This is a genomic window from Pseudomaricurvus hydrocarbonicus (assembly GCF_011602365.1).
In the GTDB taxonomy this organism is placed as follows: domain Bacteria; phylum Pseudomonadota; class Gammaproteobacteria; order Pseudomonadales; family Cellvibrionaceae; genus Pseudomaricurvus; species Pseudomaricurvus hydrocarbonicus.
On the sequence record NZ_JAAONZ010000003.1, the window covers coordinates 363197 to 386691 of the forward strand.

At 52.8% G+C, this 23495-nt stretch carries 21 protein-coding genes; 15 read left to right on the forward strand and 6 right to left on the reverse strand.

Annotation, left to right across the window (positions count from 1 at the left end; translation table 11 throughout):
- Positions 1 to 299: 299 nt before the first annotated feature.
- Positions 300 to 836: a retropepsin-like aspartic protease family protein gene (locus G8770_RS06115; protein ID WP_167183276.1), complete on the reverse strand. Its 537-nt coding sequence runs from the start codon at positions 834 to 836 to the stop codon at positions 300 to 302.
- Positions 837 to 1210: 374 nt separating this feature from the next.
- Between G8770_RS06115 and G8770_RS06120 the strand changes: the two genes are divergently transcribed.
- The 5 genes from G8770_RS06120 to G8770_RS06140 all read left to right on the forward strand — a co-directional run bounded on the left by G8770_RS06120 (position 1211) and on the right by G8770_RS06140 (position 7434).
- A complete protein-coding gene (locus G8770_RS06120) occupies positions 1211 to 3622 on the forward strand; it encodes a DUF1631 domain-containing protein (protein WP_167183279.1) in 2412 nt (803 codons plus the stop codon).
- Positions 3623 to 3928: 306 nt separating this feature from the next.
- Positions 3929 to 4564 carry a 1,6-anhydro-N-acetylmuramyl-L-alanine amidase AmpD gene (gene ampD / locus G8770_RS06125; RefSeq protein ID WP_167183282.1) on the forward strand — a complete coding sequence of 212 codons (636 nt, stop codon included), beginning with the start codon at positions 3929 to 3931 and terminating at the stop codon, positions 4562 to 4564.
- Between the two features lie 189 nt (positions 4565 to 4753).
- Positions 4754 to 5593, forward strand: a complete 840-nt coding sequence (gene ampE / locus G8770_RS06130) for a regulatory signaling modulator protein AmpE (protein ID WP_167183285.1) — start codon at positions 4754 to 4756, stop codon at positions 5591 to 5593.
- An 88-nt stretch (positions 5594 to 5681) separates the two neighbouring features.
- Complete coding sequence (locus tag G8770_RS06135) at positions 5682 to 6455, forward strand: TetR/AcrR family transcriptional regulator (RefSeq protein WP_167183288.1); 774 nt, start codon at positions 5682 to 5684, stop codon at positions 6453 to 6455.
- A 496-nt stretch (positions 6456 to 6951) separates the two neighbouring features.
- A complete protein-coding gene (locus G8770_RS06140; protein WP_167183291.1) occupies positions 6952 to 7434 on the forward strand; it encodes a YajQ family cyclic di-GMP-binding protein in 483 nt (160 codons plus the stop codon).
- A 136-nt stretch (positions 7435 to 7570) separates the two neighbouring features.
- Here the strand turns inward: G8770_RS06140 and G8770_RS06145 are convergent, their stop codons facing one another.
- The 3 genes from G8770_RS06145 to G8770_RS06155 all read right to left on the reverse strand — a co-directional run bounded on the left by G8770_RS06145 (position 7571) and on the right by G8770_RS06155 (position 10351).
- Positions 7571 to 7819 (reverse strand): hypothetical protein, encoded by a 249-nt coding sequence (locus G8770_RS06145; protein WP_167183294.1) that lies wholly within the window; start codon positions 7817 to 7819, stop codon positions 7571 to 7573.
- A gap of 224 nt (positions 7820 to 8043) precedes the next feature.
- Positions 8044 to 9066, reverse strand: coding sequence for an ABC transporter permease (locus G8770_RS06150; RefSeq protein WP_167183297.1), 1023 nt, complete (start codon positions 9064 to 9066; stop codon positions 8044 to 8046).
- A gap of 403 nt (positions 9067 to 9469) precedes the next feature.
- Positions 9470 to 10351 (reverse strand): ABC transporter ATP-binding protein, encoded by an 882-nt coding sequence (locus G8770_RS06155; protein ID WP_167183300.1) that lies wholly within the window; start codon positions 10349 to 10351, stop codon positions 9470 to 9472.
- Between the two features lie 437 nt (positions 10352 to 10788).
- Here G8770_RS06155 and G8770_RS06160 point away from each other — a divergent pair, with 437 nt between their 5' ends.
- From G8770_RS06160 to groL, 5 genes are all read left to right on the forward strand, one after another.
- On the forward strand, positions 10789 to 12129 hold the full coding sequence (locus G8770_RS06160; RefSeq protein ID WP_208022075.1) for an AmpG family muropeptide MFS transporter: 1341 nt from the start codon (positions 10789 to 10791) through the stop codon (positions 12127 to 12129).
- A gap of 226 nt (positions 12130 to 12355) precedes the next feature.
- Positions 12356 to 13375 (forward strand): DUF481 domain-containing protein, encoded by a 1020-nt coding sequence (locus tag G8770_RS06165; protein WP_167183306.1) that lies wholly within the window; start codon positions 12356 to 12358, stop codon positions 13373 to 13375.
- Positions 13376 to 13625: 250 nt separating this feature from the next.
- Entirely contained in the window at positions 13626 to 14186 is a 561-nt protein-coding gene (locus G8770_RS06170) for an FxsA family protein (protein WP_167183309.1), read from the forward strand.
- Between the two features lie 248 nt (positions 14187 to 14434).
- The gene (locus tag G8770_RS06175) at positions 14435 to 14728 is read left to right on the forward strand and encodes a co-chaperone GroES (protein WP_167183312.1); all 294 of its coding nucleotides are present in this window, start codon (positions 14435 to 14437) and stop codon (positions 14726 to 14728) included.
- A gap of 71 nt (positions 14729 to 14799) precedes the next feature.
- The gene (gene groL / locus G8770_RS06180) at positions 14800 to 16446 is read left to right on the forward strand and encodes a chaperonin GroEL (protein ID WP_167183315.1); all 1647 of its coding nucleotides are present in this window, start codon (positions 14800 to 14802) and stop codon (positions 16444 to 16446) included.
- 268 nt (positions 16447 to 16714) lie between these two features.
- On the opposite strand, the gene G8770_RS06185 is transcribed toward groL, so the two are convergent.
- Positions 16715 to 17143, reverse strand: coding sequence for a hypothetical protein (locus tag G8770_RS06185; protein ID WP_167183318.1), 429 nt, complete (start codon positions 17141 to 17143; stop codon positions 16715 to 16717).
- A gap of 303 nt (positions 17144 to 17446) precedes the next feature.
- Between G8770_RS06185 and G8770_RS06190 the strand changes: the two genes are divergently transcribed.
- The 5 genes from G8770_RS06190 to G8770_RS06210 all read left to right on the forward strand — a co-directional run bounded on the left by G8770_RS06190 (position 17447) and on the right by G8770_RS06210 (position 22694).
- Positions 17447 to 18166, forward strand: coding sequence for a response regulator (locus G8770_RS06190; protein ID WP_167183321.1), 720 nt, complete (start codon positions 17447 to 17449; stop codon positions 18164 to 18166).
- A gap of 7 nt (positions 18167 to 18173) precedes the next feature.
- Positions 18174 to 19622 carry a sensor histidine kinase gene (locus G8770_RS06195; RefSeq protein ID WP_167183324.1) on the forward strand — a complete coding sequence of 483 codons (1449 nt, stop codon included), beginning with the start codon at positions 18174 to 18176 and terminating at the stop codon, positions 19620 to 19622.
- A 439-nt stretch (positions 19623 to 20061) separates the two neighbouring features.
- A complete protein-coding gene (gene sodB / locus G8770_RS06200) occupies positions 20062 to 20646 on the forward strand; it encodes a superoxide dismutase [Fe] (protein WP_167183327.1) in 585 nt (194 codons plus the stop codon).
- A gap of 206 nt (positions 20647 to 20852) precedes the next feature.
- On the forward strand, positions 20853 to 21494 hold the full coding sequence (locus G8770_RS06205; RefSeq protein ID WP_167183330.1) for a urate hydroxylase PuuD: 642 nt from the start codon (positions 20853 to 20855) through the stop codon (positions 21492 to 21494).
- Between the two features lie 378 nt (positions 21495 to 21872).
- Entirely contained in the window at positions 21873 to 22694 is an 822-nt protein-coding gene (locus G8770_RS06210; RefSeq protein ID WP_167183333.1) for a hypothetical protein, read from the forward strand.
- A gap of 340 nt (positions 22695 to 23034) precedes the next feature.
- On the opposite strand, the gene G8770_RS06215 is transcribed toward G8770_RS06210, so the two are convergent.
- Positions 23035 to 23361 carry a Lar family restriction alleviation protein gene (locus G8770_RS06215; RefSeq protein ID WP_167183336.1) on the reverse strand — a complete coding sequence of 109 codons (327 nt, stop codon included), beginning with the start codon at positions 23359 to 23361 and terminating at the stop codon, positions 23035 to 23037.
- Positions 23362 to 23495 lie beyond the last annotated feature (134 nt).

Consider the following 23495-nt stretch of genomic DNA (forward strand, 5'->3'; position numbering starts at 1 on the left):
AGCATGCCTGACTGTTCAGTCTACTCAGTGTGCTTCTATCGTCTGTATAGACTTTGTTGTTTTGCATTACTCGTCAATCCTGGCGCGAGGCCAGGGAGATTGCTTCGTGCCTCGCAATGACGAGTTCTTCCCTGGAGATTGCTTCGTGTCTCGCAATGACGAGTTCTTCCCTGGGTATTACTTCGTGCCTCGCAATGACGAGTTGTTCTGTGTTCTTAATAACGTGTTCTCAATATATGGGCTGGATTCTATCAGTAAATCCCGGCTTGGGCATGCCCGCCATTCAGCCCCAACGCCGCCTACTCGGGCCAAACGGCCTGCCTGAGCACCAGTTGTCCCTGGCTCTGCCGGAATTCAATGGATTTGAGGGCGCTCATGCCCAATAGCACCTCGTTGCCGCGCATGCCGGGGTTGATGCTGGCGCGAACGTCGGTCAGGTGGATGTCCCCGAGCGCAACGTTGTCGAGTCGGGTTGAATAGACCGTGACGTTGCCGTTGGCAGTGGAAGCAATCTGAGGGTTACCGGCTTTCAGGCCGAGCTTGTTGGCCAGTCTTTGGGGGATCACGACATCAGTCGCGCCGGTGTCGAGCAGAAACACCACCGGTTGCTGGTTGATCAGGCCGGAGGCCACGTAGTGGTGTTGGCGGTTACTGTCCAGCACCACCTCCCGGTATTGAGCGTTTATTGAACTGTTGGGGGAGGTGTTGGGGTTGATCTGGCTTTCTTCCCAGTTGCCGAAACCCCAGGTCAGCAGGCCTATCACCAGCAGCCAGAATACAATGAGCATGCCTTTGCCCATGGCTCGGGTGTCAGAGGGGGCTTGGGAGGGGGGCATGATCGTGGGTTCTCCTGTTGTGATTGTTTGGTGTCAATGCCTGGGGTCAACTAATCACTGGTTCTAGAGAGTGTCATAAAGTTGCATTAAGATTATAAGAATGATTTCAGCTTATATCAAAACGTGATGATATTCTCGAATACAGTGTTTGTCTCTGGTACGTCAACTCCCCTGAATTATACTCGATTCGCACTCTGGTATAAGACGATTCCCTGTTTTCCCGCATTTTCCTTGATGGGCTTTCGCAATTTCAGAGGCAGATGTTTGGGACCGCTGGCCTGAGGAATAGACAAAAGGTGTTTGACAAGTCAAAGAACTTCAACGGGGCATCGAATGTGGTGTCTTTAGTCTCAGCCTCCCCTGAGGAAGCGCCCATGCGCTCAGCGCAGGTGTCCCTGGCACGCTTGCCAGCACCGGTGCATCGGGTGCGGGAAAAGGCGACAGCTCTATTGCAGCAAACCCTGACGAGTCTCTTTAGTGGCGCGGACGATGCTCTGTTTGATCTGGCAGATAAAGCCACGAGCAATCAGGATCAAAACATCTATTTTGAGGCTATGCGCGAAGTACGGCTTAAACGCCGTGAAACCGAACAACATTTTTTCGCCCAACTGGATCGTGCCTATACGGCGTTGTCGCGGGCAATCCCGGAAGAAGCCGCTGACACTTCCCTGGCGACGAACGATCTGAAACTGGTTGATAATACTCTGGAGTTTCAGGTGGCGGTCGAAAGCATGACGGCGAAGGCGCTGACGTCGTGCGCCGAAGGGGCACAACACATTGCTTTGCGACTCAACAGCCTGGTCCCAGCCAAAGTGTATCAAATGAACAATCCCGTTGGCCCGGATGTGTTGTGCAAAAGTTTTTTGAGTGTCATTGAACCGCTCGAGGTGGACATTAAAGCCAAGCTGGTTTTACTGAAGCTCTTTGATAAGGCCGTCATGGCTCAGTTGAGTAAGATCTACCAGATCCTGAACAGCGTGTTAATTCAACAGAATGTATTGCCTTCGCTGGCGATTCATGACAGCAGCCAGCAACGCCAAACAAACACTTCAGCGCAGCGCTCCGCTTCCGCGAACGGTCAGCAAGGTGCAGGCACGGCTCAAACAGCTGCCGTTCAGGCGCCGGTGTTGGAGCAGTTACGCGGTTTATTGACGCCCGGTGAATCGGAAATGCCTGCTCAAGCAGGGGGGGGGGTAGCCGCTCTCAACAAGACGGCTGGCCCTCAGGTTCCCGCCGGCGATGCTGCGGTTGGCGCTCCTTCTTCCTCTGGTGCCACTGGCGTAGAGGGGGAGCCGCTGGCCTTATCCGTGACCGAGCTTGCGGAATTGTTGACTGCCTTGCAGTACCAGCCGATGACCAATTCCGGAGCACAACATTTACTTGATGCGACTCAATTGACGCAGTTGTTGCAACGGTCCGCGAAAGCTAAAACGTGCGTGTCCTCAGAGGATCAGGATGTGATGAATCTCATCTACATGCTGTTTCAATTTATCCTGGACGACAGAAGCCTGGCGACAAGCATGCAACGTCAGTTGGCGCGCTTGCAGATCCCGCTGTTGAAAGTCGCCATTGTGGATAAATCCTTTTTTATCCGCGCAGGTCACCCGGCCCGGCGTTTGTTGAATGAGTTGGCCACTGCCGCATTGGGTTGGCAGGAACCGGATAAGGGGATTCAAGAGGACCCTCTGTTCAAAAAAGTAGTGTCCATCATCGAGGTGGTTATTGCGGACTTTGAGGACGACGCTGCTATTTTTGATGCGTTGTTAACGGATTTTCTTGCCTTTACTGAGAAGGAGCGGCGTCGAGCCGATGTTTTGGAAAAGCGTACAGTGGATGCTGAAGGGGGTAAGGCCAAGTCTGAGTTTGTCCGCTCTCAAGTCAGTGAACAGATTGATGCCATTGTTCAGGGGAGAGAGCTGCCGGCCTGTGTGTCCATCATTCTGGATGGACCCTGGCATAACGTGATGTTTATCACCCTGTTAAAGTGCGGTAGTGATACCGAGGCGTGGCAGGCGGTTAGCCAGGTGGTTGACGATCTGGTTTGGTCGGTTACCGCAATTCTGGATGCGCCGGCCCGTAAACGCTTCATGGGAATGTTGCCGGGGTTGTTGAAAAACCTGCGCAAAGGGTTTGAAGAAATTTCGTACAACCCGTTGGAAATGAACAAATTGTTGCAGCAGTTGGAAGCAGAGCACTTGCGTCGTATGCGTGCGCCCCTGGGGCAGCCTCCTGTTGCGAGCGCCATTGATGTTGCGGCACCTGATGCCAGACACGCAGCCGGAAAGGCGGGGGATCCCGGCTCAATCGATCCGGTAAATGCCGGGTTCTCGGTAGCATCCCCAGTGACGGATAAGCCTGAGTTGAGGTCGTCAGAACCTCCTGAACGAAAAGCGGGAGGACCCGGGCGGGGTGACTCGAAACCTGCTCAACCCACACGCCCCGAAAAAAGTGTAATCATGGACGGTGACGGCAGTAAAAGCAGCCAGCCTGATTCAGAGGTTTCTGCTGCCTGGTTGGGGCAAGTGGACCGGTTTGCTCAGGGGGCCTGGTTCGAAGTGGCTGAGCCCGGCCAGCCCGTTTTTCGCTGTCGTTTGGCCGCAGTGATGAAGGCGGTTGATAAGTTTATCTTTGTGAACCGCAGCGGGATGAAGGTGGCCGAAAAAAGCCGAAAAGAGCTGGCACGAGCCTTGGAAACCAAGGTTTTCAGGGCGCTGGACGACGGCATGCTGTTTGACCGTGCGCTGGAGTCGGTCATCGGTAATTTGCGCGAGACCAGAAGCAAGTAGTCTCAAGACTTGGGTCAACAGGTAGTCTCAAGACTGAGGTCAACAGGTAGTCTCAAGACTGAGGTCAACAGGCAGCCTCAAGACTGGGGGCAACAGGCCGTCGCGAGCGGGCCTGGTAACCCCAAGAGCCGACTGTGGCTTTCAGCGGGTGTGTATAGAGCCCCTGTCATTGAAGCAATGTGCCTGGCCACGGGTGTCTTCGCAAGCGCCAGTGCCCGCAAACCGATGTCGTTCAAACTGGTGAACCGCGCCGCAGTTGTGTAATCTTGGTGGATGAACGCCAATCACCCGACTGACGGTATACGAATGCCTCCCCAGCCAAAAGACAAGCCCCCACAGGATTCGACGCATTCCGAGGACTCCGGGGCGGCTCACGCATCCAACCTTCCCCTGAGCGTGGATGCAGAGGGCTGGGTCAATGCGGCTGTTTGTGTTCCCTCCCCAAACTGTGACGAACGTGCCGACCCTGAAGACATCTCACTGTTGGTGATTCACAACATCAGTTTGCCGCCTGGTGAATTTGAAAATGGCTGTGTGCAGCAGTTTTTCTGTAACCAGCTGGACCACGCTGCGCATCCCTTTTTTCAGGAGATCGTCGGCCTGGAGGTCTCTTCGCATTTTTTTATCAGCCGTCAGGGGGCACTGACTCAATTTGTCCCGGTGGGTGCACGGGCCTGGCATGCAGGCGCCTCCACTTTCAATGGTCGGGAGCGCTGTAATGACTTCTCCATTGGTATCGAGTTGGAAGGCACGGATGAGCAGCCGTACACTGATCAGCAATATGCTTGCCTGCAGCGACTGACGGACACTCTGATGAGACATTACCCCGCCATATCAGTGGAGCGGATTACCGGGCATTCAGACATTTCGCCCGGGCGGAAAACGGATCCCGGTCCGGCTTTCGACTGGCCGCGTTACCTTGATGGGTTGGCAAGCCGGTAATCGGATCCACACAGCTTTTGGAAGGGATCATAAATCCGGTATTGATAAAAGATCCGGCGCAGCTAAAACAACCGCCATTAATACAGCAATGTCGTAGATAAACAGTGTCGTAGATCAAAGTACCACCGCAGAAAAAATAGCCGGACAGAGAGACGTCGGGCTTATAACAATAGGACAAGGAGTTAAAACATGACCTTTGTGGCCATCATCATCGTATTTGTTTTGGTGCAATATTGGGGGTCTGTCGACACCTTTCATCGTGATGGCTGGTTTGACGACTGGTCGGACACCACCCGCAGCTGGTTTGAAGGCAATGCAGGACTGCAGCTGCTGGCCCTGGTGGTGTTGCCTCTACTGCTGCTCTGGTTGTGCCTGGGGCTGTTGGATCAGATTTCGGGCGGACTCTATTTTCTGGCCTCTATCCCTTTGCTGCTTTTCAGTCTAGGGCGGGGCAACTACAGTGAGTGGCTGGCCGGCTACTGCGAGGCGTATCACCGCAATGATAACGAAGTGGCCACGGAGTATGCACAGCGTTTGGGTGTGGATGCGAATGAAATTTCAGATTGGCCCGAGTTGCATCGTGAGGTGTTGCGTAAAGCGGGTTATCAGGGGTTGGAGCGCTGGTTTACCGCCATTTTTTGGTTTGCTTTGTTGGGGCCGATCGGGGCGGTATTTTATCGTTTGGCATCCTTGGCCCAGAAGGCTCCGAACCAGTCTGAAGAGCTGCAGGAGTTTTCCGCGCAGCTCTTGTGGCTTCTGGAGTGGCCGGTGGTCCGGTTATTGGGATTAAGCTTTGCCTTGACGGGCAACTTTGTCAGCTGTTTTCATGGCTGGAAGGAGCACCTGCTGAGTCGTGATCACAGTACCGAGGATGTGATGGAGTTTTACACTCACGGCGCCCTCAGTGTGAATGGGGACGGGGTTACTTTGGAGAGTGTGACTGAACAGGAAGTGGAGTCTCTTATCCCGTTGCTCAGCCGCAGCCTGATTTTGTGGTTCTGCGTCTTGGCGTTGCTGGCGATTTTATAAACAGGGTTATCATTACAGCCAGGCGCGTTGCCTTTGAGGCAAGCCCTGAGCATGATAGCCCCCGATGTAGACGAATGATCTGAAGTTAATGCAAGACTCGAATTCAACAAAAAGCTCGAAATCAACTCAGGCCCCGGGCTCCACCCGGGCTCCGAACTTATCTCCGGGCTCCAGAGCCGCAAGTGATCAGCAGCTTAGCACCAAGACTCAGAAGCTTAGCACCAAGACTCAGAAGCTGAGTAAAGGAGAGCAGACCCGCCTGAAGATCCTCAGGGCCGCGTTGCGTGTCATTGCCCGGTCAGGCCCTCGGGCTGTGACCCATAGGGGGGTGGCGAAAGAGGCAGCAGTCAGTCTGTCCTTGACTACGTATTATTTCAAAGACCTGTCTGAGCTGCTGATTGAGGCGTTCCGGCTCCACAAGCAGGAATTGCACGATCAGATTGCGCCTAATTTTCTGTCCTTCCAGGGTCAGGTTGAGTTAATTCAAACTTGCCGTGCTCAGGGGGACCGAGAGGGTCTGAGGGCGTCGATCCATGCCATCACCGAGCAATTAAGTGACTTCATGATTGCGCGCAGTCAGGAGGATTCACAGGGGTTGATGGTGGAAATGGCGTTTTTCTTTGATTTGCACATGCCAGATCATTTTCGGCAAATTGCCTATGAGCTGCGGCAAAGGTTCGTTGATGATGTGATTGAGCTGGCGACTCAAGTGGGGTCTGATGACCCGGTTTCTGACGCCGAATTGATTGTCTCAACCGTGCAGCGACTGCAATTGGAGCTGAGGTCAGTACCGAATTGCATGTCTGAGGAGAAGCTGAGGCGGCAATTGCAGCATCTGGTGTGGCGGCTCTGGCGGGATTGAGGGTTTTTATTCCTTTTTAATACAAGCCCGTAAGATACTTTACCCGTGCCCGGACTTTCTGACGGGTCGTACTCTGCGCCATATCGCCAGTTTACCGTATGTAAGTGATCGCATACGGTAAGAGCCTTGTTTTTGTGGGGTTTTCTCCGTTCAACGATTTTGCTCTAAGGGCTGAAAAAGGGTTGACCCTGACTGGTCGCTGGGAATATGATGGAAAAACTTACCGACAGGGCTGTATATGTATACAGTTCTCCTCGATTGCACGGACGCGCCACTAACACAGCACTTGAACTGACGCTGAGAGCTCTGTCGGTAAGCTTTTCCCCTGTTGATATTCACTGGTCTCTACCGTGCCCCTTCAGGCACTTTTCCCGTCTGCTACTCGCAATCTACTCTCAGTAGGGCTCTTCTTATTGGGGAATGGCCGTGATCGGGTATGAGCACTCAGTTCTCCTTGAATCTGCTATGATCTGCTTTTTTTCAGAGGGGAAAGCCAATGCCATCATTTGATATCGTCTCAGAAGTGGATAAGCATCAGTTGACGAACTCTGTGGATCAGGCCAATCGTCTGATCTCTACGCGCTTTGACTTTAAAGGGGTGGACGCAAAGTTTGAACGCACAGATTACCTGGTCACACTGTGGGCTGAAGTGGATTTCCAGTTGGAGCAGATGCTGGATGTGCTCAAAAGTGCGTTGCACAAGAACAAAATCGATATTGCCTGCCTGGAAGAGGGCGAGATGAAGGCTTATGGCAAGCAGGTGAAGCAGGAAATAAAGGTGCGAACCGGCCTGGAAAGTGAGCTTTGCAAAAAAATTGTTAAGCTGATCAAGACTGAAAAAATGAAGGTTCAGGCGCAGATTCAGGGCGATCAGGTGAGGGTGACTGGCAAAAAACGTGATGATTTACAGCAGGCGATGGCACTGTTGCGGGAGTCTGAGTTGGGAATGCCGGTGCAGTTTACCAACTTTCGGGATTAATCCGCGTTGTTTGCATCGGGGGGGATAAAAAAGGCCAGTCGGATAACTGGCCTTTTTTAGGGTTTGAGCCGGCCTGTTAAAGGGGGCACAAACGCTTTCGTCATGGCGGACGAGGCTACTCTAACGGGGAGAGCCCTTATTTACAGGCTTTTTTAGCTGCGCGCATTTTCTTGCCGCAGTAAGACTCGTCGCTCAGGCACCACTTGCGGCTGCCTTCCAGTTGAATGATTTCACGAGCGTCGGAGCTGCCGTGACAAGCAACTTCGATTTTATTAAAGGTGCGGCCGTCGCTGGTCTCGCCGCTACCGGCGTCTTTCAGGCTTTTTGGGCCGGCAAATGCTGTGGTTGCAGCAGTTAACAACAGTACAGTAATTAAGTGTTTCATGGATACCTCGAAAAGCAGCGGCAAAAAGTCCCGCGTAGTCTAAAAAAAGAGTGTTAGCAAATCTGACGGGTTATTATACATACATGTTGAGTAAATAGGCAACGCTGCACGTCACCTTTTTTGTCTGGTGTGTACAAAGGGAACAGTTTCTTGTGCTTGAGGGATCGCAGAAGGGTGTTTAAGTGCGGCAGGGGGGATCGTGTGGCGGACGAGGGAGGCGATGTCTAGTCGCTCCGCCACTTGAATATTTTGGCTGAAATAATGAGAAAAACGGCAGTCATGACACACATAACAACAAGGTGATGGCTGATGTCTCCTAAAGTAGCCCCTTCGACCATAACTTCCCGGGCGGCTTGTACCATGTGAGTCAGAGGCAGAAGCTGAGCAACCTGGCTCATCCACTGGGGGGCGCCATCCAGCGAAAACCAAACCTCTGACAGGAGTAGCATCGGGAAGGTGAGGAAGTTCAGCAGGCCGTTGGCCAGCTCTTCGTTGGACAGGCGGCTGGCCACAATCAGTCCCAGAGACAGCAGGCAGAGGTTGCCCGTGAGGGCAATCAGCAGCAAATTCCAGTAGCTGCCCAGCATGAGAAAGTCGATAAACCAATCGCTGACGACGTAAATAATGATACTGACTGCCAGCATGATCATCAGTCGCGACAGCACTTGAGCCGCGAGAAAGCTGTAGGGGGAGACCGGTGCGGCCTGCAGGCGTTTGAGAACACCATTCTTGCGGTAGCGAACAATGACATAGCCCACGCCAAATAGTCCGCTGAACATGAGATTCATCCCCAGAATCCCTGGGATCACCCAGTCAACGTATCGAACCTTTCGGCCTTCCAGTTCACTGCCCTGCCATCCGGCGTTGTCCGCTTGCGCAGTATGTTGATTCCGGGCATTGAGGAGGTCGCGCAGTACTTTGGCGTTCTGCGATTCCGGGTTGTAACGATACTGATGGCTACCGTCGGTGAGGATTAACAGATCCAGTTGATGGTGCCGGACTTTTTGCTCCGCAGCCACCAGGTCATCAAACACCACGGTCTGAATGTAGTCGCTCTGTTCGACCACGGGCGGAGGTTGGTCTGCCGGATAGAGCCCCACTTTAAAGAGCGCAGGATCTTCCCGAGAGAAGGCCAGTGCCACCACCGCAATGATCAGCGGCGGCATCACAAACGACCAGATCAACGAACCTTTATCGCGGTAGTATTCTTTGGTTCGAGCCCAAAACAGGGCGGATAACTGATTCAAAGCGGTATTCTCTTCAACGTTAAGACTGAATGTAAGGGCCAAGGCATCGGCACCATGCCGGGCTCAAAAAAATGTATGGTCAGAACACACCCATGACTTAGGCTGTTCTCGCCACTCGCCCAAGGTGGATGACGCAGCAAAAGAGGGCTCCCTGGAACGGCTAATGCGTCGGGTTTATGCACCTGAGCGATGAGCCTATTTCCAGAGATTGCCGCGTCGTTACACTCCTCGCAATGACGGCTTTGAATTGCGTCGCAAGAAAAGGCAACCTTGGGTGACTCGCCACTCGCCACTCGCCACTCGCCACTCGCCACTCGCCACTCGCCACTCGCCACTCGCCACTCGCCCAAGGTGAATGGCGCAGCCAGAGAGGGCACCCTGGGGTGACTCGCCACTATTTTTATCATTCCCTCAGACTGTGCCCGGTCAATTTCAAAAAAAGGTCATCCAGTGTCGGGTTGCGAACTTGCAGCGAGTGCAGCCGGGCTCCGTCCTGAATCAACCGCTGGAGGGTGTTTTCCACCGATCGACTTTCTATGACGATTTGGTGGCTTGAGGTTTGGGTTGTCTCATTCGTGACAAAATTGTCTGGCAAGTCCTGTTGGTCGAGACAGACAAAGACGTGCTCAAAGTGCGAGTGAAGCAGCTCGCTGGGAGAGCCTTCGGCAATGATCTGGCCGTGATCCACAATCACCAGATGGTCGCACAGCTGCTCAGCTTCATCCATATAATGGGTGGTGAGTACGACGGTTTTGCCCTGGGCTTTAATGTTGTTGATCAGGTGCCAGAAGTTTCGTCGCGACTGTGGGTCCAGGCCGGTTGTCGGCTCGTCCAGAAACAGAATGTCAGGGTCGTTGACCAGAGCCAGGGCCAGCAGCAGCCGTTGCTTTTGACCGCCAGACAGTTTGGCCGCCTGCTGGTGAATAAAGTCCGCAAGGTGGCACTGTTCAATCAGCGATGCCACGGGCAGGGTATGCGTGTAAAAGCTGGAAAACAGCTGCAGTACCTCTTTGACGGTCAGGTAATCCATCAGTGATGTCGATTGAAACTGGATACCGGCTTCCTGTTTGAAGTCAGGGTTTTTGCGGGTGCCTTTGTAAAGTATGTCACCGCTGGTGGGCGGGGTGATACCTTCCATCATTTCAATGGTGGTGGTTTTGCCGGCCCCATTGGGCCCCAACAACCCAAAGCAGATCCCCTTGGGAATGCTAAACGATAAGCCGTTGACGGCTTGGACCTTACCAAAATGTTTGGTGAGGTTCCGGACCTCTATAATGGGCGTCATGCCGCTTCCCCTTTGATCGTGCGGCGTCAGTATAGCAGGGGCCTTCTTGGAAGACAGGAGGCAGTTCAGCTCAGCCTGGAAAGCATTGACTCAAAAGGCAGGGGCGAGTCATAGGTCTGGATTAGAGGGATGAAGGTGTGAGCTGGCGTCCACATTCATGAATCGCTCTGGGTTTGCCCGACGTGTTCTGATAATGTGGGGATTCTCAGGGCGTGAAAGTTTAAATCTTGTCTGATTTCCTGGCTGGCTGTTTGTTTTGTGATCGATCTGCTGTGGGGTTGTACTGCGGTGGTGCGATTCAGGCAGCAGGCGAAAGATTATCCGCTGCCCGCGATTGAGTCTTTCAAAGAGTTTGGTGTGTCCTGGACGTCAGTGTGTCTGAGGCACAAATTCATACAAAAGGTTGTTGAACTTACCTAGCATTAAGTCCTTAGTTTATGCCCCCCACTAGTCCTTCCTGGTCCGACTCATTTCGCGTCTATTTGAAACCTCGTGTGATCACGATGTTGTTTCTCGGATTTGCGGCGGGACTTCCTTTGCTGCTGGTTTTTTCAACCATGTCTGCCTGGCTGCGGGACATGGATGTCAGTCGCAGTGCCATTGGTTTTTTTGGCTGGATTGGCATTACCTACTCGGTGAAAGTGTTCTGGTCGCCAGTGGTGGATCGCCTCAAGATTCCCTGGTTGAGTGAACAATTGGGGCAGCGGCGCAGCTGGATGCTGTTGGGGCAACTGGGCGTCATTGCCGGGGTGTTGGGGATGGCGATGACCGACCCGCAATCACACCTGACTCTGGTCGCCTGGCTGGGCTTGACCGTCGCCTTTTCCTCGGCGACCCAGGATGTTGCCATTGACGCCTACCGGATTGAAGCGGTGGTGCGCGAGTATCAGGGGGCGATGTCTTCCATGTACATACTCGGCTATCGGGTGGCGATGCTGGTGGCGGGGGCGGGCTCTCTTTATATTGCTGACTTTTTTTCGTGGTCTATGGCCTACGCAGTAATGGCGGCTTTGATGCTGGTGGGGGTTGTGACCGTGATGTTGATTGCGGAGCCCAATGGTCATACACATGAAGATGCCGATGAGCTGGAGGAAGCACTGCATCACCAGCTGCACCTTGACGACCCTCATTTGCGTGGACTGCGATGGTTTGTGGATGCGGTGGTGGCGCCCTTTGTGGATTTCTTTAAGCGCAACGGACGTTTTGCGCTGGTGATCCTGTTGTTTATCGGCCTTTTTCGTCTCAGTGACATTGTGATGGGGATTATGGCGAACCCGTTTTATCTGGATTTGGGGTTTAGCAAGACGGATATCGCTTCCATCGGTAAAGTGTTTGGTTTTTTTATGACCATTATTGGCTCTTTTCTGGGAGGGCTGCTGGTGGTGCGCTATGGCGTGTTCCGGCCGCTGATTGCGGGAGCGGTGATGGTGGCCCTGACCAACATGCTGTTTGCGCAATTGTCCCTGATTGGGCCGGACATCACCTGGCTGGCACTGGTGATCAGTGCCGACAATCTCAGTGGCGGCTTTTCGAATGCGGTGTTTGTCGCCTACTTGTCCGGTTTAACCAATCGCGCCTACACGGCCACGCAATACGCGCTGTTCAGTTCGGTGATGACCCTGCCAGGTAAATTTGTCAGCGGGTTTTCCGGAGTGATTGTCGACGCCAACAGTTATACGTTTTTCTTCAGTTACGCGGCGTTAATGGGGGTGCCGGCGATTTTACTGGCCATCTATCTGTGGCGCCGGAATTTGGCGGAAGAGCCTCAGCGGGCCTAATCCCAGAGCCTCAGCGGGCCTAATCCCAGAGCCTCAGCGGGCCTAAAGCTAGAGCCTCAGCGGTCCTAACGCCAAAGCCTCGACGGGATAAAAATACACCACTTTGGATGTTCAAAGTGGTGTCAATTGACTACACTGTGGCGCAATTTTTTGCCGAACTTTTTTCCAAGTATGAAGACTGGGTGATATGCGACGATTTTTTACAAAGCCATCATCGGCTGCTTTGATGGCTGTGACAGCGAGTGTGTTAAGCGGCGGGTTATCTGCCGCTGAGTTGGTTCTGACCAATGGTGACCGAATTCACGGAGCTTTAACCAGCGTGAATGCTTCATCGGTAATGTGGAAGTCCGACAGCTTTGGCGACCTGGCCATTGATAAAAGCAAGGTGGCAAATTTAACCACCGATCATAAAATGAAGGTTCAGGGTGTTAAAGAGGCCTGTATCATCAGTGGTATGGAAGGTTACTACCTGAACTACGTCTGTGGTGATAATAATGAGCCGCACAGCATGCAGCTCATGGCCCTGGATTCCATCGTTCCATTTGTCCAGTTCCATGCTGACGGGGCTCAGGTGTCCGGTAAAATGAAGCTGGCGGCCACCTATCAGCGCGGTAACACCGTCGAAGACGATGTGGCAATCGACGGAGAAACGGCTTACCGCGAAGGTGACTGGCGTCATGTCGGTACCCTGAATTACGACAGCGAATCGACGGATAATTTGCCGGCTGATGAGGATTATGATCTGGAATATCGACTGGACCGATTCCTTTCGGAGCGATGGTTCTGGTACAACCAGATTGGCTATGGGGCCGAAGAGTCGATAAATGTTGATGAGCGGTATACGTTCGGTACCGGTATTGGTGTGCAGCTGTGGGAAGACCCCAATTCAGCGTTGGCGATCGGCAATGGTTTGCTCTATAAGAAGGAGCTGCTGGATCCAACCGCCGAAGAGAAAGTTGACCCCAGCTGGAACTCAAAAACCGAAGTCGCCTATTATCGGTTTTCTACGAAGTTTCGTTACAAGCTGCCTTTCTCTGCAGAGATATTTAATACCAATGTCGTCCTCTACTCGTTGCAGGATTCGGAAAACTGGGAGCTCAGCGCCGATTTTGGTTTGCACATCCCCTTGGGTGTTGGCCTGTTTTCGGAATTTAAGTTGGAATACGATTACGACAATCAGCCTTCTTCCCCAGACGCCAGAAATGAGGATTCGAAGCTGACGGTGGGCATTGGTTATCAATGGTAATCCGCCGGGACGGAGCTCTTAAGCGGGGCTCCCTATTCCATGGCTAAGGTATTTTGTAGGTAAAACGTCCAGGGCTGATCTGCCCTGGTTGCTCGTTGCTGCTGGTAAAGTTCGGTTAATCCCTTGTAATCACGCCCTCCTGCCTCCAAATAGTCTTTATTGCTGTGACTCTTAAATACCCAAAGTCTTTGAATATCCACCGTCTTTGAATATTCATAGCCTTTGAATACCGCTGCCTGATGAGGATGCCATGCCCCTATTGTTACTGTTTGTGATCGTGCCCGTCGTTGAGATGTGGGTGCTGATCCAGGTGGGCTCGAAAATCGGTGCTCTGACCACCATTGCCCTGGTTCTGTTGACGGCCATGATTGGCCTGGCCTTGCTGCGCAAGCAAGGTGTTTCAACATTGGCGCGAGCGAATCAGCGGATGCAAGCCGGTGAAATGCCGGCTAAAGAAATGGTCGAAGGACTGTTTTTGGCCGTGGGCGGTGCTTTACTGCTCACTCCGGGCTTTGTGACGGACTTGATTGGCTTCAGCTGCCTGATCCCGGGGTTGCGCAGTTTGGTGATTGGCCGGCTGATGAAGCATGTTGTTATGCGCGCCAGTGCCGGCGGGGCCAGCTTTGGTGCCGGGTCGGCTGGTGGGAGTTTTGGCGGTGGCCAGGCCCCTTACCGGGATCGCCCGTTTCGTCGGGGCCGCCATGGCGACGATTTTATTGAGGGGGAATATGAGCGCCAGGACTCTCCTCAGCAAAGTACGCTCGAGCCAGGTACACCTGATCAGGACTCATCGGAAAAAGGTGACCGATAGCCTTAAGTTGGTCGCGGCGTGTGCCAGGGCTGAAATCTTTACAAAAAATGAGTTTTTTTGTGTCTGGGTGTTGAAATCCCAGTTTCGAGCCCCATCTCCCCTAACACTTGGTTTTTATCGCCTCCGGCACTTGGCTTGGGGGTAGGTGCTCCGGTTTGACAGCTGGTATGTGAAACTGGGGTTTTATTGAAAGTATGAGTCGCAAGGCTCAAATTGGTCCAGAAATAGACGTTTTGGAGAAGAAACACATGAATATTCGTCCTCTACACGACCGTGTTGTGGTTCGCCGCAAGGAAGAAGAAGCTACTTCAGCTGGTGGCATCGTGCTGCCAGGTTCCGCACAGGAAAAGCCAAATCAGGGCGAGGTAATTGCCGTGGGTAATGGCCGCGTTTTGGATAACGGCGAAGTTCGTCCTGTTGACGTGAAAGTGGGTGACACTGTTGTATTCGGCAAGTACGCCGGCAGCGATACCATTGAAGTTAATGGTGAAGATCTGGTTATCCTGAGCGAAAGCGACATCAAAGCGGTGATCGAAGCTTAATCCGCAAGGATGGTTTCCTACCCTCGCTTTAATGAATTAAACAAGAAAGACAGAAACGGAGCTAACGAATAATGGCTGCTAAAATTGTAAAATTTGGTGATGAAGCTCGCCAAGGCATGCTGGCTGGTGTAAATATCCTGGCTGATGCGGTAAAAACGACTCTGGGCCCCAAGGGGCGTAACGTTGTCCTGGAGAAGTCCTTTGGTTCACCGACCGTGACCAAAGACGGTGTCTCTGTTGCGAAAGAAATTGAACTGAAAGACAAGTTCGAAAACATGGGCGCCCAGATGGTTAAAGAAGTAGCCTCTAAAGCGTCTGACGATGCTGGTGACGGTACTACCACGGCGACCGTTCTGGCCCAGGCTATTGTAAATGAAGGCCTGAAAAGTGTTGCTGCGGGCATGAACCCCATGGACCTGAAGCGCGGTATTGATAAAGCTACTGCGGCGGCGGTTGCGTACATCCAGTCTGTGGCTCAGCCGTGTTCCGACACCAAAGCCATTGCACAGGTGGGTACTATTTCTGCTAACTCTGACTCTTCCATCGGCGACATCATTGCTGAAGCCATGGAAAAAGTGGGCAAAGAAGGCGTGATTACCGTTGAAGAAGGTCAGGCTCTGCAAAACGAGCTGGACGTGGTTGAAGGTATGCAGTTCGATCGCGGCTACCTGTCTCCATACTTCATCACTAACCAGGAAAACATGAGCGTTGAGCAAGATGCACCGTTCATCCTGTTGGTCGATAAAAAAGTATCCAACATTCGTGAGCTGCTGCCTGTTCTGGAAGCCGTTGCTAAAGCCGGTAAGCCACTGGTGATCATCGCTGAAGACATCGAAGGCGAAGCTCTGGCAACTCTGGTTGTGAACAACATGCGCGGCATCGTGAAAGTTGCTGCCTGTAAAGCACCGGGTTTTGGCGACCGTCGTAAAGCTATGTTGCAAGACATTGCTATCCTGACTGGCGCGACCGTGATTTCTGAAGAAATTGGCCTGGATCTGGAAACGACGACTCTGGAGCACCTGGGTACTGCCAAGCGCATTACCATGAGCAAAGAAACCACCGTTATCATTGACGGCGCTGGTGAAGCGGCTGATATTCAGGCTCGCGTTGCTCAAATCCGTGCTCAGATCGAAGAGTCTTCATCAGATTACGACCGCGAAAAACTGCAAGAGCGTGTGGCCAAACTGGCTGGCGGTGTTGCTGTGATTAAGGTTGGCGCTGTCACCGAAGTCGAAATGAAAGAGAAAAAAGCGCGCGTAGAAGATGCTCTGCATGCGACCCGCGCAGCGGTTGAAGAAGGCGTTGTGCCTGGTGGTGGTACTGTTCTGATCCGTGCGGTTCAGGCGATTGTTGACCTGAAAGGTGATAACGAAGATCAGGACGCAGGTATCGCCATTGCCCGTCGTGCGATGGAAGCGCCTTTGCGTCAGATCGTAACCAACGCCGGTGATGAAGCCTCTGTTGTGGCTGACAAGATCAAGCAAGGTGAAGGTAACTTTGGTTACAACGCCGGTTCCGGTGTCTACGGCGATATGCTGGAAATGGGCATTCTGGACCCTGCTAAAGTGACTCGTACTGCTCTGCAGGCGGCAGGTTCTATTGCTGGCCTGATGATCACCACTGAAGCCATGGTTGCCGATGCTCCATCTGAAGGCGGCTCCGGTATGCCTGATATGGGCGGCATGGGTGGTATGGGCGGAATGCCAGGCATGATGTAAATGCGCATTCAGCGGCGGTCTTTTCCCCCGATCTCTTCGTTGGGTAAAGACTTCCGGTGCTCATGTACTGTGTGTACATTCTGCTCCGGCTTCTTTACCCGCCTCGACCTCGGGGAAAAATCCTCGCCGCTGAACGCACATTGTGCTGCGTAATACCTACAGGTAAGTCATGCGTAGTTGTCGGCGCAGAACTTAGTTGTAAGAGCAGTAGTAATACAAAAACAGCCCGCTTTTAGCGGGCTGTTTTTGGTTGGGGTACGGATAAAACTTACTGGTCCTTTTTCATCTCTTCGCGCTGCTTCATGCGTTCTTGCATCTTTTCGTACATTTTCAGTGGCATGCCGTTTTTCGCCACTTCTTTTTCTTCTACCAGTGAGTTGTCCTGAGTCACGATGGTGACGGTGTAACCGGTTTTGGTGCTGGTAACCTTGCCGACTTTGATGTTGGGGTTGCCTTCCATGATCAGGCGGGCTTCGGTCAGGGTACGGACTTGATCGGCCGTGAACTCTCTTGCCATCATGTCTTGATGGCCCATGCGGCCACCAAAATCACCATGGTGTTTCATCATGCCGGACTTGTAGCCGCGTTCGCAATCTCCGTCTTTGTGACCGCCAGCTAACGCGTAACCGGTGCTGAGGCTGGCTGTTAAGACTGAGGCCATAATCAGGGCTTTTTTGTTGGTCAGTAAAGATTTCATAACAGGCTCCTTTGCCTTTCGTTTAACGTGAGTCTATTCAATCATGAGAGTGTCGGATAACTATCCCGAACGCGTGATAATTTGTACCAAAGTGTAACAAGTCCCGGAGGTCTCCAAGGGCGGGATACACTTTGTTACAGGTGCGGGGGCTTCAGGTTTGTATAATGTTAGTATCTGCCCAGGGCTTAACCAGAACACTTACGCATAACAGTTTGTAGGGAAGTGCTGGGCTGGGTTATCAGGTGCAGGCAGGCTTTAATAAGGGTATTCATTATACCGCGGACATTCACAGGAAGGAGCTTCATGTCACAAGCGCATATATTGATGGTCGATGACAATCAGGACATTCGTGAGTTGTTGAGCACGTATTTGTCGCAGCATGACTATCAGGTAAGTTCTGCTGAAAATGGCGAGCAGATGCGCCATTTGCTGAGTAGGGGTTCCATTGACCTGATTGTGCTGGACCTGATGATGCCGGGTGAGGACGGTCTGAGTCTGTGTCGCCATGTGCGTGAGGTGAGCGGTCCACCGGTGATTATGCTCACGGCCATGAGTGAAGATGCGGATTGTGTGGTTGGGCTGGAAATGGGCGCCGATGATTATGTCACCAAGCCCTTTGTGCCGCGTGTGCTTCTGGCTCGCATTAAAGCGGTGTTGAGGCGCAAGGTTTCTCAGGACGTGAGTGAAGAGCGACTTGTGGCTGATGCCGGGCAATGGCGCTTTCAGCAGTGGTCTCTGGATGGAAGCCAAAGGCAGTTGATTCGCAAGGATGGGGTTCTGGTGCCGTTGAGTACCGCCGAGTTTAAATTGCTGGAAGTGTTTCTTCAGCACCCTCAGCGGGTATTGAGTCGTGATCAACTGTTGAGTTTTACCAAGGGTCGGGAGGCGGAGCCTTTCGATCGCAGTATTGACAATCAAGTGAGCCGGCTGCGTAAAAAGGTGGAAGAAGACCCGCAAAACCCGACCCTGATCAAAACGGTTTGGGGCGGGGGCTATATGTTCTCAGCCGTGGTGACTCGTTGAGGTGGTGATGAAGGCTTTTCCCTGGTTTAACGTTCGCCGCTTTTGGCCCCGGAAACTATTGACTCAAATGGTGGTTCTGGTGCTGTTGGCCCTGGCGCTGGCGCAAGGGATCAGTCTTTGGATTCTGTCGTCGGCTTATCGTTCAGCGATGATGGATAACAGTGAGCGTCATGCTGTGCGACAGTTTGCTTCGGCGGTGATTTTGCTGGAGCAAACCCCTTCGCATCTGCACCAGAATATTTTACGGGCCTGGCGTCGCCCCGGCCTGTATTACACCTTTTCTCCTGTGTTGTCAGGGGAGTTTCAAAACGGGGGCACGAGCGCAGCCAGCGTACCGGAGCAGCGCATTGAGCAGTTGTTGTATCGCTGGTTGGGGGAGGAATATCAGGGGCGGGTTAACGTGGCTCTGGAGCTGGATGACCAGGTGCCGCCGAGAAAGTCCCGCAGCGAAAGTGCCTGGGGGGACGGCTCCTGGAAGGATTCTCCCGATGGGCACGCTCACCACGCCCGGCGGCCCAGATTGCCGGTCAAACAGCTGTTGCTGGCGGTAAAACTGAAGGATGACCGTTGGTTTACGGGGCATATGGCGGCACCGGATTTTTCTCCTTTGGCGGCGCGTCATACGTTGACCTTCGTGGGGGTGGCCAGCGTATTGGTGCTGTTGGTGGTGTTTTGGCAGATGCGCAAAATTACCCGACCGCTGTCGTCACTGGCCGCTGCGGCCAATGATTTGGGGCGCGGTAAAGAGGTTCCCCCGCTGCAAGAAGAGGGGCCTGCGGATGTGCAGGAAACCGTCGCGGCTTTTAATCGTATGAATGATCGTTTGCAGCGCTTTGTGTCCGACCGCACCCGTATGCTGGCGGCATTGTCCCATGATTTGCGCACCCCGATGACCAGCATGCGGCTCAGGCTGGAGCTCATGGCAGCCGGGGAGGAGCGTGACCGTTTGTTGGCCAGTCTGGAAGAAATGCAACAAATGTCAGAGGCCTCGCTGGATTTCGTCCGTCAGTCCGGTGATGTAGAGCCGACTCAGGCTGTTGATTTGAACGCCTTGCTGGAGAGTCTGTGTGAAGATTTGCAGGATCTGGGAATGCGGGTTGAGTGTCAGGAGGGGCAGGGTGTAATTGTGGATGTTCGCCCTGTGAGTCTCAAACGGGCGTTGCGCAATGTGATTGAAAATGCCGTGCAGTACGGTGGGCATGCCGAAGTCAGTTTGTGTGAAGGCGCGGACAGTGTGGCGATTATTGTCAAAGACACTGGCCCGGGAATTCCGGTGAACAAGCTGAAGTCGGTGTTTGAACCCTTTGTGCGTGTGGAAGAGTCCCGCAATCGCAACACCGGAGGTATGGGGTTGGGGCTGTCCATTGCGCGCCAGATTGTGGTCAGTCACGGCGGTGACATCAGTTTGCAGCTTTTGGATCCCGGGCTGGCTGTGACCATCACTCTGCCTCGGTAACCGCTTTTATTGGGCCCCGGCAACAGGCCCGCGATTTAAGTCGGTGTAATTGGATGATTAAGCGACAGTAGTCGGTGAAACTACGGATTAATTGACCTTTTTGCCTTCTTATTTGGCCGTCAAGGCTTTAAAATGAAGGCGATTTTTATTTGGGGTAAAAAACGATTAAACCCTCAATTATGAAGGGTTATTGAGCCGCTCTATGTTTTCAGACGCGCTTGGCTGCAGACCTGATTGGGACGTCGCTACGCTCTTCCCCAAAAAATAAATTTCAATGACGCTGATAAGTTTTGTCAATGGTAGGACGAGCTGCTGCTCATTGAGTCGTAACAGAGCCTTGTCATCATTGGGGCGTAACCGTATGAGTCGGTTGCCAACCAAGCGAGCTGTTGCGAAAGCTTTACATACCGTGTGTTAACCGAGATAAAGGAAGAGAATTATGTCTATTGAATTACCAGCATTGCCATACGCACAAGATGCATTGGCCCCTCACATTTCTGCGGAAACCCTGGAATACCATTACGGTAAACACCACAAAACCTATGTTGATAAGTTGAATGGCTTGATTCCGGGCACTGAGTTTGAAGGCAAGACTCTGGAAGAGATCGTTAAGACTTCCACGGGCGGTGTGTTCAACAACTCTGCTCAAATCTGGAACCACACTTTTTACTGGAACTGCCTGAGCCCTAATGGCGGTGGCGAAGCCACTGGTGCGGTTGCGGAAGCGATCAACGCCGCGTTTGGTTCATTTGAAGCTTTTAAAGAAGAGTTTACAGCGTCTGCTATCAACAACTTTGGTTCTTCCTGGACCTGGCTGGTGAAAAAAGCGGACGGCAGCGTAGCCATTGTTAACACGAGTAATGCCGGCACCCCGCTGACGGATGAGAGCGTGACTCCAATTTTGACGGTAGACCTTTGGGAGCATGCGTATTACATTGATTACCGTAATGCCCGTCCTAACTACATGAATGCCTTCTGGTCATTGGTGAACTGGGATTTTGTGAATGCCAATTTCGCTGCTTAAGTTGTTACTTGCTTAAGAGATACTTGGTGAAATCGCAAAAAAGGGCCTTCGGGCCCTTTTTTGTTGCTGGCGTTACGCGCTGTTGGCCAGCGTCGCGCTTTACGTGCTGGGTTCGCGCCCTACCTTAAAGTCGCACACTGTCCATTGGCGGGGGCGTACATTGATAATAAGAAACTACAAACACTGGCTGTTTTAAGGATGAACTTATGGAATTGATGAACTTTATTTTTCGTTGGGCACACGTGTTATTTGGGGTGGCGTGGATCGGTTTGCTCTATTACTTCAATTTTATCCAGGGGGGCTATTTTAAGCAGGCCACCCCGGAGGCTTTGAAGGATGCCAAGGCAAAATTAGCGCCAGAAGCGCTGTGGTGGTTCCGCTGGGCCGCTATGTTCACACTGATCACCGGACTGCTGCTGCTGGTGGGTGTGAAGATGAAATACGGAGCGTTTAACGCCTACATTGTGGCGGGGGCGGTTATGGGAACGTTAATGTTCCTCAATGTCTGGCTCATCATCTGGCCGAATCAAAAGATAGCACTGGGTCTGGTGGAGGGTGGCGACGGCCCGACAGCCGCAGGTAAAGCACTGTTGGCGTCACGCACCAACACACTCTTTTCCGGTCCTATGTTGTTCTGTATGTTGGCCGGACCGCACTTTGTGACCGGCGGCGGCTATGGTCTGGCCGCGGCAGGATCCACGGGGCTGTTGGTTGTGCTGGCCATTATTGCCGCACTTGAGGTCAATGCTGTCATTGGCAAGCAGGGTCCTATGGCCTCGGTCAAGGGGGTGATTCACTGCAGTGTGGCACTGACCCTCATCATGGGGGCTTTAATGGTCTACCTCTGATCGATAGTGGTTATTGTCTATCGAACCGGGCTCTTTAGATTAGGGCCCCGACGGAGCATCTGAAGGCTCGTTGAGAGCAGGAAAACCGGGCTTTGCCCGGTTTTTTTGGGTCTGAAATCATCATTTTGGGCTTTTAGGATGTCAATATAGGCGTGCCTTTGATATAACCATCTCTTTAAGCTGCAGGCGTTCGTAATGACTTGAGAGTGACTTGAGAGTGACTTGAGAGTGACTTATTAGTTACTTGGTAGTTACTTATTAGTTACTTGGGGTGTGACAGCCCGGATCCCGGCGTGTAGGCTGTTGATTGGTTTCATCAATGTTGATTAAATCGACGTTGTCAAAATTGTTGTTGGTTACATTACCTTGAGGAATAGAATGAGCGTAGAACGCAAGGAACCCACGTTATCCGGACTGGGTCCTAACCGTGATGAGCCTGTCAACTCAGCCTCTTCAACCAAACCCCACACCCAGAATTCGACTTCCGGGGCAAAACCGGCTGCGCCCCAGCCGCGCAGGCGCCCCGCGCCGGTCTCCAGCGTGCAGGCTAAGGCTTCACCGCTGGTGCCTTTGGCGTTGATTCTGGCGTTAACCGGATTAGGCTTGGCGGGCTTTTCTTACTGGCAGCTGGTGACTGCGCAACATCATATCAATGCGTCTGATAAGCGCATTGCCGAATTGGAAAACCGGCTGGCATTATCAGATGATGAATCCTCTCAGTCAGTGACTGCTTTGCAGCTGAGCTTGCGTGAGGCCCGGGAACAGCTGAAAACCTCTACTTCAGAAATTCGTAAATTGTGGGATACCCGCAATGTCAATCGTGAAGGAATTGCGGCCAATAAAACGCAGATAGCGTCTAACTCAAAGGCGGTGAAGAGTGCGGCGGCAGCGGCAGCAGAGGCCAAGAAATTGGCGCAGGCGCAACAGGCCAGTGTGAAAGCGCTTAATGACAGTATTGCTCTGCAAGCGGAGCAGCTGGGAATGATGTCAGACTTGTCCGATGTGCAGCAACAGCGAGTTCGCGAGCTGGTGGATCAGGCCGGTCGAGTCGATGCGCAATTGACGAAACTGCAAAATAATCTGGTTGGCCGGGTGCAAAAGAACGAAGCGGCGATTGAGGCCATTGATGCTTATCGGGTCAGTATTAATCGGGACATTCTGGACTTGAAACGGCGACTCAACACCACTGGAACTCAGTAGGTGGTTTCCAGAATTTAGTCGTTGTTTTCCAATGCGTATCCTTGTTTATTACGGCGTTTCTTTATTTAAGTCAGCATAGCCATAGACATAGACATAGCCACTCAGCAAACACCGTCACTCAGCACACACCCTCAGTTCTGCACTGCCGGGGCTGACGAAAAGCAATGGTCCCCGATCTCGGCGGTCCGGACGGGGCGAGCGCGGTAGTGTCTATTTCCGGGATTTAGCCTGCTGCGTGGTCAATTTACGTCAGCCGCAGGCTATCCATTTTATCCGCTCCATCTCTATTTACCCCCTCCATCAAAGCGTCAGCGCTGGGCATATAAAACGTGTGCCTGGGTCAGTGTTCCATTTCCAGAGCTTCGCTTTTTTTTCGTGCCGCACTGTTGGGGCCATTCGCGGGTCCATGTCGCAGGGCGCTGGCCAGATTCCTCACGGCATCCTCCAGTTCGTGCAGGCGCCCGTGGACGTGGCTGTTTTCCAATGTTCGCGCGCTGCGCAGCAATTTGGAGGTGTGATTCCATTCCAGCAGGGCATCTTGCAGGCGCCGCCGGTGCGGACCGGTAGATTTACAGGTCTGACAGGCGACCGAGTGGGATAAGAGATGGTGACTGATGTGCAGGTGGCCGCTGTCGCAAAACGGGCAGGGCTCAATCAGAGTAGCCATGGTGTTATCTCCGGTAGTTTTCTGTGGGCAGAGCGCAGTGTGTGGCGGTTCGAGAGCAAGTAAGCGGGGCAGTTTGAAAAGAGGTTGAGGGAAGTTTGGTGGGGTTGTGCCGGACGGGTTGAACGGTCGGGGTT